14 protein-coding genes and 1 pseudogene are annotated in these 13630 nt (G+C 67.9%); 4 read left to right on the top strand and 11 right to left on the bottom strand.

Translation table 11 applies throughout. The annotated features are described in order from the left end of the window. Positions 1–6: 6 nt before the first annotated feature. Positions 7–1557, top strand: coding sequence for an SGNH/GDSL hydrolase family protein (locus tag ACFFJD_RS01605; RefSeq protein WP_382359927.1), 1551 nt, complete (start codon positions 7–9; stop codon positions 1555–1557). 74 nt (positions 1558–1631) lie between these two features. On the opposite strand, the gene ACFFJD_RS01600 is transcribed toward ACFFJD_RS01605, so the two are convergent. From ACFFJD_RS01600 to ACFFJD_RS01570, 7 genes are all read right to left on the bottom strand, one after another. Beyond that, positions 1632–2081 carry a hypothetical protein gene (locus tag ACFFJD_RS01600; RefSeq protein WP_382359924.1) on the bottom strand — a complete coding sequence of 150 codons (450 nt, stop codon included), beginning with the start codon at positions 2079–2081 and terminating at the stop codon, positions 1632–1634. 222 nt (positions 2082–2303) lie between these two features. Further along, positions 2304–2990 (bottom strand): hypothetical protein, encoded by a 687-nt coding sequence (locus ACFFJD_RS01595; RefSeq protein WP_382359921.1) that lies wholly within the window; start codon positions 2988–2990, stop codon positions 2304–2306. Between the two features lie 208 nt (positions 2991–3198). Continuing rightward, entirely contained in the window at positions 3199–3420 is a 222-nt protein-coding gene (locus ACFFJD_RS01590; RefSeq protein ID WP_382359918.1) for a hypothetical protein, read from the bottom strand. Positions 3421–3587: 167 nt separating this feature from the next. Next, on the bottom strand, positions 3588–6086 hold the full coding sequence (locus tag ACFFJD_RS01585; RefSeq protein WP_382359915.1) for an ATP-dependent DNA helicase RecG: 2499 nt from the start codon (positions 6084–6086) through the stop codon (positions 3588–3590). A gap of 46 nt (positions 6087–6132) precedes the next feature. Further along, positions 6133–6582, bottom strand: a complete 450-nt coding sequence (locus tag ACFFJD_RS01580) for a hypothetical protein (RefSeq protein ID WP_382359912.1) — start codon at positions 6580–6582, stop codon at positions 6133–6135. Between the two features lie 21 nt (positions 6583–6603). Then, complete coding sequence (locus ACFFJD_RS01575) at positions 6604–6987, bottom strand: hypothetical protein (RefSeq protein WP_382359909.1); 384 nt, start codon at positions 6985–6987, stop codon at positions 6604–6606. 56 nt (positions 6988–7043) lie between these two features. Next, positions 7044–7583: a MerR family transcriptional regulator gene (locus ACFFJD_RS01570; protein WP_382359906.1), complete on the bottom strand. Its 540-nt coding sequence runs from the start codon at positions 7581–7583 to the stop codon at positions 7044–7046. Between the two features lie 208 nt (positions 7584–7791). On the opposite strand from ACFFJD_RS01570, the gene ACFFJD_RS01565 reads away from it, so the two are divergent. Continuing rightward, positions 7792–8406 (top strand): hypothetical protein, encoded by a 615-nt coding sequence (locus tag ACFFJD_RS01565; protein ID WP_382359903.1) that lies wholly within the window; start codon positions 7792–7794, stop codon positions 8404–8406. A gap of 142 nt (positions 8407–8548) precedes the next feature. Here ACFFJD_RS01565 and ACFFJD_RS01560 read toward each other — a convergent pair whose 3' ends face one another. The 3 genes from ACFFJD_RS01560 to ACFFJD_RS01550 all read right to left on the bottom strand — a co-directional run bounded on the left by ACFFJD_RS01560 (position 8549) and on the right by ACFFJD_RS01550 (position 11108). Next, a complete protein-coding gene (locus tag ACFFJD_RS01560; RefSeq protein WP_382359900.1) occupies positions 8549–8920 on the bottom strand; it encodes a hypothetical protein in 372 nt (123 codons plus the stop codon). Between the two features lie 236 nt (positions 8921–9156). Then, positions 9157–9573 carry a hypothetical protein gene (locus tag ACFFJD_RS01555; protein ID WP_382359897.1) on the bottom strand — a complete coding sequence of 139 codons (417 nt, stop codon included), beginning with the start codon at positions 9571–9573 and terminating at the stop codon, positions 9157–9159. A gap of 152 nt (positions 9574–9725) precedes the next feature. Next, positions 9726–11108: a hypothetical protein gene (locus tag ACFFJD_RS01550; protein WP_382359894.1), complete on the bottom strand. Its 1383-nt coding sequence runs from the start codon at positions 11106–11108 to the stop codon at positions 9726–9728. 105 nt (positions 11109–11213) lie between these two features. On the opposite strand from ACFFJD_RS01550, the gene ACFFJD_RS01545 reads away from it, so the two are divergent. After that, positions 11214–11558 carry a hypothetical protein gene (locus ACFFJD_RS01545; protein WP_382359891.1) on the top strand — a complete coding sequence of 115 codons (345 nt, stop codon included), beginning with the start codon at positions 11214–11216 and terminating at the stop codon, positions 11556–11558. A gap of 565 nt (positions 11559–12123) precedes the next feature. On the opposite strand, the pseudogene ACFFJD_RS01540 reads toward ACFFJD_RS01545, so the two are convergent. Continuing rightward, positions 12124–12465 (bottom strand): annotated as a pseudogene (locus ACFFJD_RS01540) (transposase); the annotation flags it as partial. Positions 12466–12604: 139 nt separating this feature from the next. Here ACFFJD_RS01540 and ACFFJD_RS01535 point away from each other — a divergent pair. Then, a partial coding sequence (locus ACFFJD_RS01535; protein ID WP_382359888.1) for an ISL3 family transposase occupies positions 12605–13630 on the top strand: 1026 nt, incomplete at its 3' end.

Genomic DNA, 13630 nt, shown 5'->3' with positions numbered 1-13630 from the left:
TCACCCATGCCTCCTTCCCCTCGGGGCGTCACTGTCGGCGCAGCCATGCTCGCCTCGGCCGCCCTCCTGGCGGGCTCGGCCGCCACCGTGCACGCCGAGCCGACCACGGATCTGGCCGGATCGTTCGCCGACTTCGCCGACCAGCTACCGGGCACGATCGAAGTCGCTGTCACCGCAGCTGGCAGCGCAGACACCGTTGTCTTCACCACCCCCGACAAGCCCTCCCCTGCCGCGGCGCCACCATCCGCGCCGCCCCCGACCGCGAAACCGTCGGCCCCGGCGGGCAAGACTCGCTGCACGTCACTGGCCCATATCGGGGATTCGACATCGACGATGATCGACCAGGCCGACTACCTGCCCAACCCTGCTGATCGGGCAGGCGCCCAGTACAAGCGGGTGGGAGTGGACAAGTTCGTTCTCGACGCCACCGGCGGCCGCTCGATCATGGAAACCGTCAGCGGTAACCCGAACGCGGCCACCGGCGTGGACACCTTGATCCAGCAGGGCTTCAAAGGGTGCTGGGTAATCGTGATGGGCGTCAACGACGCCGCGAACATCGCTGTCGGCTCCCAGGTCGGTGAGCAGGCCCGGATCGACGCCATCATGAGCCGACTGGGCGGACAGGACGTCATGTGGGCGACGTCAGCGACGTCGAACCCGTCCAACTCGGCGTACGCCTCAGCGAACATGACCAAGTTCAACAAGGTGCTGCAGGCGGCGGCGTCGAAGTACCCGAACTTGAAGGTGTTCGACTGGGCGGCCCACGCCACCCCAGCCATGTTCTCCGACGGCATCCACTACACCTCGCAGGCCGCGGCCACCCGCAACAAGATGTTCGCCGACGCAGTCGCCGACCTGTTCCCGGCCGAAGCCCTCACGCCCGCACCGGGGCCGGCTCCGGCGCCGGAAGCGCCGGTGTTGGCTGGGGAGCGATCCGCGTTGCCGGCGTGGGGCACGATCCGGGTGCCGGTGGCGTTGGCGGCCGCCCGGGCCGGCGCCGACTCCGCCGATGTCACCGCGGCGCTCGCCGGCAGCGACAGTGCTGCGGTGAACCGCTTGTGGCAGCAGCTGGGGTCCTCCCCCGGACAGGCCGTGGAGAAGGCACTCGGCGAGCTCGGCGATCGGACGACGCGTGTCCGGGCCGGCAGCGGCGACGACTACGCGGTGCTCGCCAAGACGGTGTGGCCCGCCGGTAGCCAGTCGATGTTCGGGGCGGGCCTGCTGTGCGCGGCTGACCGCGGTGCGGTGACCAAGCCGATGACCCCGCCCACCTCGGGGCAGGGCTTGTGGGGGTTGCAGACCGCGGTCGGGCAGAACGGGGTGCAGTTTGTGGCCGCCCACGGCGGGTGGGGGCCGGTGGAGTCGTCGTCGACGGCCCGGCAGCTCGGCCTGATTCAGACTGCGCGCGGGCTGTTGAGTGTGTCGATCGCGGCCACTGCTGACGGTGCTGACCACGACAAGTCGGTCAGTTTGGTGACCAAGGCTGCCGACTGGGTGACCGCAAACGTCGCTGCATTGCCAGCGGGGTTCTGCCCGGGCACCGAACCCACCACCTGACGTCGGTTTTTCGCGCCGCCGACACTGTGGGGTGTGTCGGCGGCGCGAGGTGTATCCGGCGGCGTGGGCTGCGGTCAGCTGGCCAGCTTCACCAGCTGGGTGAGTGTCGGGTCGTCGAGCGTGATGGGTGTGAGCAGCTGCGGAGCGATCCGCCACCCGCCGCCGCCACCGTGGCACGGTTCGATGGTCACCGTGGTCGGTGAGACGCGCACGACGGCGTAGATCGTGTTCGCCGCGGCCTGCAGTTTGCCGGTCGGATTGGTGACCATCACCAGCGTTCCCGGTGTCAGCCGAGATTCCGGTGCCACCGCCGCGGACTCGGCTGCCTCGATCTCCTGCTCGGTGGCCAGTCGCAGCATGAATCCTGGGGCCCGAAGGCTTGCGCCGTGGCCGTTGACCGGCACGATCGAGTAGTTGACCTTGAGTTTGCGTTCGACGCGGTAGACGGTGCCGAGGTACTTGCCGCCCGTCGATTCCGGGTCGATCGTCACCATGGTGCCGGGAACGAAGTCTGGTGTGATCATTGTGTGGCCTTTCGTGCTGGGAGTGTGCTCCTCACCTGCTGGCGAGTTCGCGGCCAGTTTGCGTCGGGCCCGGTGTGTGCAGCGGCAACCGTCGTTGCGGGTGACTGCTGTTCACCTGCGGTTTCTGCTCTGCTGGGGTGGCCGGGCCGGACAGTGTCGGGCCGGTACCGGAAAACCCGGGCGGCTACCGGAGCCGCCCGGGTTGGGCGCGGAACTTCCCGTTCAGGGCCGGGTGATGTGGCCGCGCACCCATCCGGCCAGGATCAGCGCCAACCGGACGACCGCGACCGGCACGGTGATTGCCAGAGCCAGCCCGGCGGCGTCGTCGGGTCCGAAGGTGAGGGTGAAGGCGGCGAGCACGCCCAGCGGGATCAGGGCCAGGCCGAGGACGTCGCGGGCCAGGGTGTACCAGTATCCGGTGGAACGTTCGGTGCGGGCGTGGGCGGCGGCGCGCAGCAGCACGTCGGTGCTGTCGTCGTTGACCGCGACCAGTTCGGCGGCGTTCTTGGCGTGGGTCACCAGGGTGGTCAGGACGCCGACCAGGGCCAGGTTGACCAGGAGAGCGGCGACGCCCCGGTCGGTGCCCGCGCCGGTGCCGTCGGCGACGATGAGCGCACCGGCGGCCCCGCAGATGACCGCCCAGTATGCGCCGACGTAGACGCGCGACCCGGCCCGGTCCTTGCCGGTGCCGTAGACGCCGATGAGCAGGTGCGGGGCGTGCGCGAGGGTGGTGCCGACGGCCAGCAGCAGGGCCGGGATGAGCGGGATCGCGCCGACCAGGGCCAGGCCGAGCATGAATCCGGCGGCGACGGCGACCGGGGCGAGCAGGTGGCTGGCAACGTAGGCCACCAGCAGCACGCGGGCTGCGGTGGTGGTCTGGGCGGTGGTGGTGGTGTTGGTGGTGTTCATGGCGGTTCCTCCCGGCTCGTACGTTTGCGTCTGCAAATAACAATGAGGGAGGGCCCCTGGCGGGTGCGGCACTCCCCCGCTTGCCTGCACACCGCCACCACCACCGCGACCAGCAGATACCGGACCGCGACCGGCGGACAGTCCGCGCCGCCGAAGACGGCGCCCGCCGCGCACCCGTCGGGTGCGCGGCGACCGTGGCAGCTCCGGCCTAGTAGTCCGGCAGCGGGTCGCCGGCCGCGCAGGCCCCACAGTTGTCGACACACACCGCCAGCGCGCTGCTGTAGAAGATCCGGCCCGTGCGCGTGTAGCTCGGCGACTGCACCATCTTGTGCCCGTTGACGGCGAAGTAGGGGCGCTCCTTCTCCTGCTGCCACGCGGCCAGCTCGGCGGCGCTGGCGAAACCGTTGTAGTCGTCGGTGTGAGTGCTCATGGTCAGTTCTCCTCTGGTCGGTGGTGCTGGCACTCATGCTCGGCGCACCCCCGGCGAGCTAGCGGCACACCGGGTCCGCCGCCGACGCCCGCCGCCCTAGTCGCCGGCCCGCCCCGGCCGGACAGTCCCAGCCGCCGGGCCAGGTGAAACCGACAGCCTCGGCCCCGCTATCCGCGGGTGAGGTACTGGGCGTCCTCCCCGAGAGCCAGATCCACTTCCCGCTGCAGCGTCAGGTGCCGGCCCAACGTCGGGTCGGTCGCCAGAATCCGGCGGGCGTCCTCGCGGGCCGCCAGATGGATGTGGCTGTCACGCAGCAGGTCCGCCACCCGCAGGCCGGCGTCGCGCCCGGACTGGGCGGTGCCGGTCAGGGCGCCGACGCCACGGATCTGCAGGTCCATGTCCGCCAACTTGAAACCGTCGTTGGTGGAGACCATCGCGGTCATGCGGGCCACCGCGTCGTCGTTGCTGGTGTCGGCGACCAGCCAGCATTGGCCTGGGTGTACGCCACGGCCCACCCGGCCCCGGATCTGGTGCAGCTGCGCGAGCCCGAACGCGGTGGCGTCCATGATGACCATGACGGTGGCGTTGGGCACCGAGACACCGACTTCGATGACGGTGGTGGCGACCAGGACGTCGATGTCGCCGGCCTTGAACGCGTCCATGACCGCTTTGCGTTCATCCGGCTTCTGCTTGCCGTGGGCGACAGCCACCCGCAAGCCGTGCAGTGCGCCGCCGACCAGCTCGTCGGCGGCGTCGGTGGCGGCGGCCGCCGCTTTCGTCTCCGACTGGTGCCCGGCCGAGTCCACCCGCGAGCACACCACGAACGCCTGCCGGCCCTGCCGGACCTGCTCGACGATCGCCTTCCACGGTTCAGGGTGCGGGGAGTCGAAGGGCGCCGCCGGAATCCATTCGGTCTCCACCGGGCTGCGCCCGGCCGGTTTCTCGTCGAGGATGACCACTTCCATGTCGCCGTAGGTGGTGATCGCCGAGGTGCGCGGGATGGGGGTGGCGGTGGCTTGCAGGATGTCGGGGACGGCGCCGTCGGGGCCCTTGGCGAGCAGCAGTGCCCGTTGGTCGACACCGAACCGGTGCTGCTCGTCGATGACGACCAAACCGAGCCGGTCGAACACGACGGTGTCCGACAGGATCGAGTGCGTGCCGACCACCAGGTGGGTGCTGCCGTCGGCCAGTCCGGCGAGGACTTCTTTGCGGGGCCGGGGCAGCTGTTTGGAGACCAACAGATCCACGCGCAACCCGAGCGGGGTGAGAGCTTCGGAGAGTTCTTCGTAGTGTTGGCGGGCCAGGATCTCGGTGGGCGCCAGCAGCGCCGCCTGAAAACCCCCTTCGATCGCCATAAGGCAGCTACCGGCAGCGACCGCCGTCTTACCGGAGCCGACGTCACCCATGAGCAGCCTGTTCATGGGGGCGTCGGCGGCCAGGTCCGCGCCGATGGCATCCAGGGCGCGTTGCTGGGCGCCTGTCAGCGCGTACGGCAGCGACGCGGTCCACTGCTGGAGCAGTCGACCAGTCGGGCGGTGGGTGATGCCGGGCTGGGCGGCCTGCGCGTTGCGGATGACCCCGAGCGCCAACTGCAGGCGCAACAGTTCGTCGTAGGCCATGCGGTCGCGGCCGGCTGCGGCGTGCTCGGCCGAGTCGGGTACGTGCACTGCCCGCAACGCCTGCAGGCGTCCCATCACTTGTCGGCGCGCGAGCAGATCCGCCGGGATCGGGTCGGTCAGTGCGGGCAGCCGTTGCAGGGCGGCGACGGTCGCCGTGCGCAGCATGGTCGTGCTCAGTTCCTTGTCCCGCTTGCCGGTCGCTTCGTTCTTGATGGTGGTCTGCGGGTAGATCGGAATGAGGATCGCCGAGGCGTCCTCCAGCAGCTCGATGACGGGGCTGCTCATCTGCAGGTTCCCCTGAAACTCGCTGACCGTCCCTTGCACGACGACCAGGCTGCGGTCGGGGAACCGTTGGGCCATCCACATCGCGTTGAAGAAGGTGCAGGTGATGGTGGCCGGGCCGTCCGTGATGCGGATACGGACATACCGTTTGCCGTGGTTGCTGTTGATCCCGGAGATGACGCCAGTGAACGTCGCTTCGGTGCCCGGGGTCAGGGCGGCGATCGGGGTCAGGGTGGAGCGGTCGACGTAGCTGCGGGGAATGCGCATAAGCAGATCCCAGATCGAGGTCAGTCCCGCCGCTTCCAGGCGGGCCAGCACCGTCGGGGTGAGGTCGTCGGCGAGGTCGGAGACCGGGATCGACCGCAGGGAGTCCATGCTGCCGTCGAACGTGAACGGGCTGACCTGGTCGGCGGCGAGGATCTGGTCGGCGGTGCGCAGCTGGGTGCCGTCGGGCACCCGCAGCGGCGGCGCGTCCGCAGCGATCCGCGTCCCCGACACCGCGGGTGCGGGGGTGGGGGCGGCCGGCGGCCGGACCGGGGTTGGGGCCGGGGGAATGCGACGCAGGTCGAGGCCGGCGCGCACCGCGGTGTCGGCGTTGCGGCGAATGTCGTCGACGAGCTCGTCGATCAGGGCCGGCGGCCACGAGGCGGGCGGCCGGTCGACGGCGGCCAGCACTGCACGAGTGCCCACACCGGCAGCCTTGAGTTGGCGGGCGGCGTGCTGCAGGTAGGCGGCCTGCACGCGACTGAGGGTTCCAACGCTCATACAGCGATCCTGGTGGGGGCGGGCCGTGCGGTGCGGCACAGTCTGGTCATAGGTCAGGCAGGTACATGCGGCATGTGGACAGGGCGCTGTGCAGGTGCGCATGCCCGGCAGCGGTGGTCGCCGACAGTCCCGCACAGCCGGTCAACGCTGCTCGGGCGGCGTCGCTGAGCGTCCAGCCGTGCAGCTCGAGTAGTGCGTCGGCGGCCTGCTCGCGGGCGTCCCGCAGCTCCGGTGGCCCCGCATCCCACATGGCGCCCAGGAACAGGGCCACCGAGATGGCGGACAGCGTCTCGGTGGTCGGTGGCGGCTCGTAGCGGCCCGGGCTGGGGGTGGCGGCGATCAGGTCCAGGACCAGTTCGGGGCCGTGTACGTCGATCAGCCGCGTGAGGTGTCGGCCAGTCTGGTCGTCGCCGGGGTGGCCGCTGGCGGCGGCGATCACCGACCGGATCAGGGCGGGTCCGAGGTCGGCGAGCGCAGTGGGGGCGATCGCGGTCATCTGCTGCTCCGGTCCCCGCCGTCAGCTGGCGCGGCGGTGGTGGCGGCCGGTGTCTGCGCGGCCGGGATCGTCGAGGTCGGCCCACACGAGGGGCCGGGTGTGGACCGAGAGGTCGGCGACGTACGCGAGAAGCCGGCCAGGATGGTCGGTGGCCGGCACGGTCAGGACGGTCGCACGCAGGGCGACTAGGCCAGCACCGCGGCGGGCGAGGCTGGCGGCGCTGGGGTCGGACCAGTCTGCGGCGGCGGCCGTCAGTTGATCAGACCCGTCGGGGCAGGCCATGACCAGCAGTGCGGGGCCGTCGGCGGCGGCGTCGATGTTGAGGTTCGCGCACCGTGCGACGATGCGCTCGCCTGCACGCGGCAGGAACAATCCGTACACGTTCACGTTCGCATTCGCAGTCATGGCAACACCGTAGGAGCGGCGTCTTTCCAGCTGCGGCGGCGAGCGGCGGGCGGGAGTTAGCTGGCGCGGCGTGCTCGGCGGGCAGCGAGTTCGTCGGCGCCCTGGTCTGCGGTGACAGCCGCCTCGGGCGGGAACTGGGAGATCTGGCCGGCGAGGTCGGTCATCGTCGGGCCGACCGCGATACCGAAGACGCCTTGGCCGCCGCGAAGGAGGTCGAGCACTTCGTCGTCGCGGGTGCACTCGTAGATGGTGTGCCCGTCGGAGAACAGCGTTGTGGCAGCGAGTTCGGCGGTGCCGTGCGCACGCAGGTGGTCGACGGCCACTCGCACGTTCTGCAGGCTGATACCAGCGTCGAGGAGCCGTTTGACGACCTTGAGGACCAGGATGTCCTTGAAGTCGTAGAGGCGCTGGGAGCCGCTGCCGGTCGCCGCCCGCGCGGACGGTTTGACCAGGTCGGTGCGCGCCCAGTAGTCGAGTTGCCGGTAGGTGATGCCGACGATCTCGGTGACCACGGGTGCGCGGTAGCCTGCGCCGTCGTCGCCCACGGCGCGGACCTTGAAAAGGTCGGGGGCCATTTCGTCCAGCGATTCCTGCATGTCCTCATCGTAGTTCCAGCATCTTTCCTGTCGAGGTATCTCGTTTCTCGCCACCACCCCAATCGGCTTGGATGTGGTGCAGCCTATGTACCTGGTGCAAGTTTAGATCTGGCGTGTTACGGTTACCTGGTCGTTGAATGAGGTTCACTGCTCTACCCGATTCGGCACCCGCTGGACGCCCTCACAGCGACAGACAGAAGGAATCACCATGCTCCTGAGCACCCGCCAGTCCGCCGAAAGACTGACCGAACTGCTGGCCACGCCCGACGGCGCGCCCACGATCACCGCACCGAAAATCCGGGCCCTGATCGCCGCGAATCTGATCCCGACCGTCGCTGGCTACGAGCACGCACGGATCGAATCGGCCGAGATCGAAGCCCTCGCCGCCCGCACCCGCTACGTCGCCGACCCCGCCGAGATCGCCGACCAGATCTTCCGGGTCTCCTGCATCGCGATGGCGCTTCACGACCCGCACACGATCTACAGCCGCCAAACCGGGGCGGCACTGCGCGACCAGCCCGGCGTGGACTATTCGCTCAACCAGGCCAGCACGTACGCCCGCGGCGGCTTCGAAGGTGAATGGGTCATCGGGCAGCACACCCTCAACCAGCTCATCGACGAGGAGTTCCTGCTGATGGCCACCTGCAAGGGGTACGTCGACCCGTCCCACATCCGCCGCATCGTCGGCTACCACGACGTCATCGACAGCCCCCGCCGCTACCTGACCACCAAGAAGGCGCCGAAGGCTGCCCGCACGGCGATCGGCACCGGCATCTGGATTGACGTGCCACCGGGCCGTGAATCGGGGATCCTCCTCGGCTGATCCCCGTTCAGGCCGGCACCGCGCAACCTCGGCGCCGGCCTGATGACGGCGCCGGCCGGGTCGGCGGACAGCTCCCCGACCGCGGACCACCACACGACTTCGCCCCCGACCACTGCTGGTCGGGGGCGAAGTCGTCGCGTGCTCAGTTCGGGAGCGCGGCCACCAGGTTGGCCAACGTCACCTGCTTGTCGCCGGTCACCGTCGAGTACTGCAGCAGCCCCCGCCCGATGTTGCCGATGACGTCGAACAGTTCGTCGGAGTAGGCGGTCAGGGTGTCCTCGTCGAGGTCGATCTTGTGGCCGTCGCTGTCGTAGGCGGCCTGCAGGAACGTCGCCTCGGCGCAGTCGACGCCGATCTCGGCCCAGCCGTTGCTCTCCATGACGCCCCGGAGCGCGGCAGCGGCGGCAATGCACACCGCGTTGTCGGCGGCCATACGGGCGGCCATCGCCGCGTTCAGGGCCGCGCGGGCGTCCTGCTCGACGCAGTCGGTGGCGGCGGGCGCGTGAGTGGTCATGGGGTCTCCCTTAGAGGTGGTGGGGAACTGCGGTCGACTCTCATCCTGCTCAGCGGTTCTGACCGCTGCGGCTCACCACGGCCACCGAGTGACTACCCGCACCACTTCGCAAACGCTCCGACCAGCAGAAACCTCGGTCGCCCGGGGCAGGGGCCGACGTGGCCGGCCGGACAGTCCGAACCGGCCGGCCCCTGGCCGAGCCGCGCCGGTGCGGCCAGGGTTGGGTCCGTCGCGGTCTACAGGTCGCGGTAGTGGCGGACCTGCACCGCGCTGCGGTCGTGCGGATCGTTCCAGTCCACCTGCAGGATCAGGCAGTCCACCCGCACCGCGGTCACCTCACCAGCGCCGTCAGGCGCGGGGCGCCGCGCGGCGAGGTCACGAATCTGGGCGACGGTGGCCGGGTCCGCGGCGGCGGAGACCGTGGCGAACGTGGCGAGCGAGCGTGTCACGACCAAGACGGCGACCAGCTCGTCGCCGTCGACGGCGAGAACACCGAAGTGGCGGCGGCGATGGGTGAGGTCGGCGTCGAGTACCTGCCAGCCGAGCGCACGCACGTACTCTCCGGCGTACCCGACACCGATCTCGGTGTGCGAAAGGCTGGCCGGGGCCGTGGCAACGGTGGCCGGGGATTCGATGTCGGCGGTGGCGGTCACGGGGTCCTCCTCAGAACGGGGCCGCAGGTGCGGGCCACGGTCTACGATCGCCAGCCACCGGCGCAGGGTGCGGCACCCAGCCAACTCCGATAGTCCTGCGAACAAGCAACCAGCCTGCCGCAGCTACCAAAGGTCTGGACTTGGCAAACGCACTAGCCGCGCATATACAGCGGGTCTACCCCCCAGGTCGTGAGCCATTCGGTGGTCTGTAGCCACTCGAGCACGGCAGCGTTGATGGGATCGGCGTGGAGCGGGTCGGAAAGTTTCTGGAGCGACCGGGTGAGCGCTGGCATGAGGATGTCGTTGGTATCTACAAGATGCGTGACGATCCGAGCAGCCAGCGTGAAGCTTCGCTCCCAGCGCAGAGTCCGTCGTCCATCTGCGCCGGCGGGCGCGGACTCGCAATCGACAATGTGGACAGGCGGACCATCGGTCATTGCCTCCAGAATCTCCCTGTGTCGAGCAAGAAGGGTCGCGCGATACTCGTCTGCAGTGGTCAGGCCGGTGTGCTCTGCGCCGCTAGCGAGTCCGTCGATTAGGCTGTCGGATTCACGCAGCCAGACGATCTTGACCTGCGGGGCGACGCCGTTCGGTGCGAGCAACTGGCTTGCCGCGGGCAGGTCCCATTCGCCGACGTGCCCCCACACGTACCGCGGCCACGGGCTGGACAGGAGCTCCTGGTGGGCCTCGGTCCTGTAGCTCGCCAGGTCGGCCGGCGTAGTTGGCTGTGGCAAGGGACGACGCCCCTGACTGAGCCCGCGCGTGTTGATGAATCCGTAGCCGATCATTCGGGCGACGACGGCTGCGACATCGAACACCCATGTGCCGAGCGTTGTCGAGATGACTGCAATGGACTCGACACCTACGTGATTCCACATTCTGGAGGGACCGAACGGCGAGAGCGTGTGAGCCACGGAGTAGCTCAGGGAGTCTGTTGCACGGTCGTCGCGCCACACGGTCTGAGAGTTCGGGGCGGGTACCACGTGATTCTGGCGAAAGGCCTCTGCGAGATCCTCCTCAAGGGTTTCGTGCAACGTCTCGCCAGACTTCAAGCGGGTGCCGACATATCGGAACTCCAGTCGGTCCGCCACGTGTATCGGCACCCCGGTGGGACCCTCGATCGCCGGGTGAGCAGCAACAGCCCACCGCCCCGATGCGGTAGCTGCAGCAACGATCCGACCGGTAGCTGCGGTTGTGTCCGCCGCGCGGACCTGCGCCTCAAGTGCGTGAACCTCGTGCCTGAGCTCGATTATTCGTTTCTGGGCATACAGTTCGGCGCCAAGCCCCTCGGTCGGCACTGCGCCGAGTAGGCGGGCGAAGTAGAACGGGTCCCCCGCCCAGTAATAGCCAAGCTCAGTTAGCGTGCCGAGCGGAGGACGGCTGTGTTTTCTCCGCCAGTTCCGAACTTCGGCCGCTGTGACGACCGGCGCCGCCTCTCCCTCGTTGAATCGTGCGGCGATCTCGGCCGGTGTGCCGTCGTACTTCTCGAAGTATTGGAAGAACTTCTCCCAGGCCGGATCCGCTCGGTTCGCCACGTCGCTCCTTGTGCCAATATTGGCTCGCTAAATTGTTCTTGACCATGACGGTATCGCGCCGGATCCTGAATACATTCCCGAAACGCGGGAACGAAGATCACCGAGATGAAGGGCAGCGGAACAATGAGTCAAGAACTGGTGGCATTGGACACAAGCGTCCGCGCAATCGGATCAGCGATCACTGCGATAATCACTACGTACCGCAACACGCGGGCGTACCGACAGGCTGAACTCGATGTACTTCGGGACAGGCTGGCGGCGGCGAAAGTGGAGCACAGAATGCGGGCCAGCGGGAACCTGATGCGCGTCACGGTGGAGGAGATCCAGGGTCTTCAACGGATGATCGACTCCGCCGGCCTCACTGGCTATGCGCTGGAATGCGCAATGGGCAATCTGCGCGTGCTCAACGATACGCTGCTCCGCAACTTCCGGGATTTCAACAATGGTTAGGTTCTTTGCGCGCCAGCACAGGGCGCAACCTGCGATCACGGAACCTACCCTCTCGCCAGCAGACACCTCCCCGGCGGCAGACACGTCGCCGGCAGGCAGCGGCGTCTCCGTCGCGAATGTCCAGACGGGACCCGATGATCTGACAACGGATCTAATGAGGGAGTTAGGCCAAGCGATCCATCACTGGAAACATCGAAACCGCCTTGAAAACCTGCCTACCGATGTTGTACTCGGCCAGGCAATCGCGGCGTTCGAGGCAATGCTGCAGTACGAACTCCGCCACCCTGACGTGGAGGCCCGACGATGACTTGGCTCATCCTCATCCTCGTCGTTGGCCTAATGGCTTGGTTCGGCGGCGGGCGAACCGTTCTTCGCAACTATCGCTATCTAGCCTCGATCTTTCATCGGGTGCCGATCCCAGCTTGAACGGTTCGGATTGGTTGCGGTAGGTCCGATTGTGGCTTGTGGGTATGACAGGGTGGCCGTTGTCGCTGGTGGCGGCCGGGTTTCACGCCACCGGCGGGGTGTCTTTCGGGGCTGGTCGGGTCAGGGCGGAGCGGGTGGTTCAGCCGCTGGTGCGGTAGCTGTCGAGGCGGTGTAGACCGGCGATGAGGACCGGTGTCCATTGGTGGTGCTGGTCGTAGCGCAGGCGCCGGGTGCGGGCGTGGTGTGCCAGGCGTGCGGCGGCGGCCCAGAGTCGTAGGCGTAGGCGTTTGATTTCCCAGGTGCGTGCGTCGGTGCCGGTCAGGGCCAGGAGTTGTGTCCAGGCGGTGAGGTCGGTGGCGAGTTCGACCAGGGTGAGCCAGATCTGGTTCTTGGCGAAGTCGTGGAACGGTAGGTTCGTCATTCCGGTGGCTTTCGCGGCCCGGATGCGGTCTTCGCAACGGGCCCGTTGGCGGTGTGTCAAGTGTCGGGTTTGGTGGCTCTTCAGATCTAAGAGTGCGTAGGTGAGGTTCGGGACGAGCGCGGGCGACCACAAGATGTAGGCGGGCCCTGGGTGTGATCATGGAAGTTCCTCAACAACCCCGACGCACACCACAGGACCCATGGCTGAGCTTACTTCCGATGTTGCCGACACGATCTGCCGAACCGTCGAGTTGGGCGTGACGATCACCGGTGCGGCCGTCGGCGCCGATGACCGGACCCACATTTTCAGCGAGGTCCTCGACCCCGATCGACGCTGCCCGGACTGCAATATGGCAGGTCAACCACGCGATCGGGTCGTACGGGTCCTGACCGACACGCCCGCCGCCGGCCATCCAGTCCTCCTGCACGTGGCGGTTCCGCGGTTCGTCTGCCACACCAGCGACTGCTCCAGGTCGGTCTTCCGCGCGAGGATCGACCACATCGCCCGACCGCGAGCAGTGGTCACGACCAGGACCGAACGCTGGATTTTGCAGCGCATCGTGGTCGACAAGATGAGCGTGGCCGCCGTGGCCGCGAACCTCGCGATCTCGTGGAACACGGTCAACCAGATCGCCACAGACGCCGCACGAGCACTGGTCTACGACGGCGACCACCTCGACGGGGTCCGCTGCCTCGGTGTGGACGAGCACAAGTGGAAACATGTTCGCGGACAAGGGGAACCGAGTTTCGTCACGGTCCTGATCGACCTGACTCCGGTCATCGACGGGACCGGCCCGGCACGGCTGCTCGACATGATCGGCGGACGATCCAAACAGGTCCTCAAGCAGTGGATGCAGGCGCGAGACCAACGGTTCCGGGATCGGATCAAGGTCGTGGCGATGGACGGATTCACCGGCTACAAGAGCGCCACCACCGAAGAACTCCCCACCGCTCGGGTGGTGATGGATCCGTTCCACGTCGTACACCTGGCCGCGAGCAAACTCGACCAGTGCCGGCAACGGATCCAGCAGCAGGTATGCGGACACCGCGGCCGCAAAGACGACCCGCTCTACAAGATCCGCCGGATCCTGCACACCCGCACCGAACTCCTCACCGACAAGCAGAAGATCCGCCTATTCGAGTCGCTGACCAGCCACGACGCACACGCCGCCGTGGAGATCACCCATCAGGTGTATCAGCAACTCATCGCCGCCTACGAACACCGA

The organism is Gordonia phosphorivorans, from assembly GCF_042432625.1.
Taxonomy (GTDB): domain Bacteria; phylum Actinomycetota; class Actinomycetes; order Mycobacteriales; family Mycobacteriaceae; genus Gordonia; species Gordonia phosphorivorans.
The sequence above is the reverse complement of the archived record's forward strand: the minus strand, read 5'-3'. Positions and strand labels throughout refer to the sequence as shown.

Bases quoted from the DNA above. Each gene is read 5' to 3' on its own strand.
- ACFFJD_RS01545 (WP_382359891.1), top strand. From the start codon at position 11,214: ATGAAGGGCAGCGGAACAATGAGTCAAGAACTGGTGGCATTGGACACA.
- ACFFJD_RS01595 (WP_382359921.1), bottom strand. From the start codon at position 2,990: ATGAACACCACCAACACCACCACCACCGCCCAGACCACCACCGCAGCC.
- ACFFJD_RS01575 (WP_382359909.1), bottom strand. From the start codon at position 6,987: ATGACTGCGAATGCGAACGTGAACGTGTACGGATTGTTCCTGCCGCGT.
- ACFFJD_RS01565 (WP_382359903.1), top strand. From the start codon at position 7,792: ATGCTCCTGAGCACCCGCCAGTCCGCCGAAAGACTGACCGAACTGCTG.
- ACFFJD_RS01585 (WP_382359915.1), bottom strand. From the start codon at position 6,086: ATGAGCGTTGGAACCCTCAGTCGCGTGCAGGCCGCCTACCTGCAGCAC.
- ACFFJD_RS01600 (WP_382359924.1), bottom strand. From the start codon at position 2,081: ATGATCACACCAGACTTCGTTCCCGGCACCATGGTGACGATCGACCCG.
- ACFFJD_RS01590 (WP_382359918.1), bottom strand. From the start codon at position 3,420: ATGAGCACTCACACCGACGACTACAACGGTTTCGCCAGCGCCGCCGAG.
- ACFFJD_RS01570 (WP_382359906.1), bottom strand. From the start codon at position 7,583: ATGCAGGAATCGCTGGACGAAATGGCCCCCGACCTTTTCAAGGTCCGC.
- ACFFJD_RS01605 (WP_382359927.1), top strand. From the start codon at position 7: ATGCCTCCTTCCCCTCGGGGCGTCACTGTCGGCGCAGCCATGCTCGCC.
- ACFFJD_RS01580 (WP_382359912.1), bottom strand. From the start codon at position 6,582: ATGACCGCGATCGCCCCCACTGCGCTCGCCGACCTCGGACCCGCCCTG.
- ACFFJD_RS01560 (WP_382359900.1), bottom strand. From the start codon at position 8,920: ATGACCACTCACGCGCCCGCCGCCACCGACTGCGTCGAGCAGGACGCC.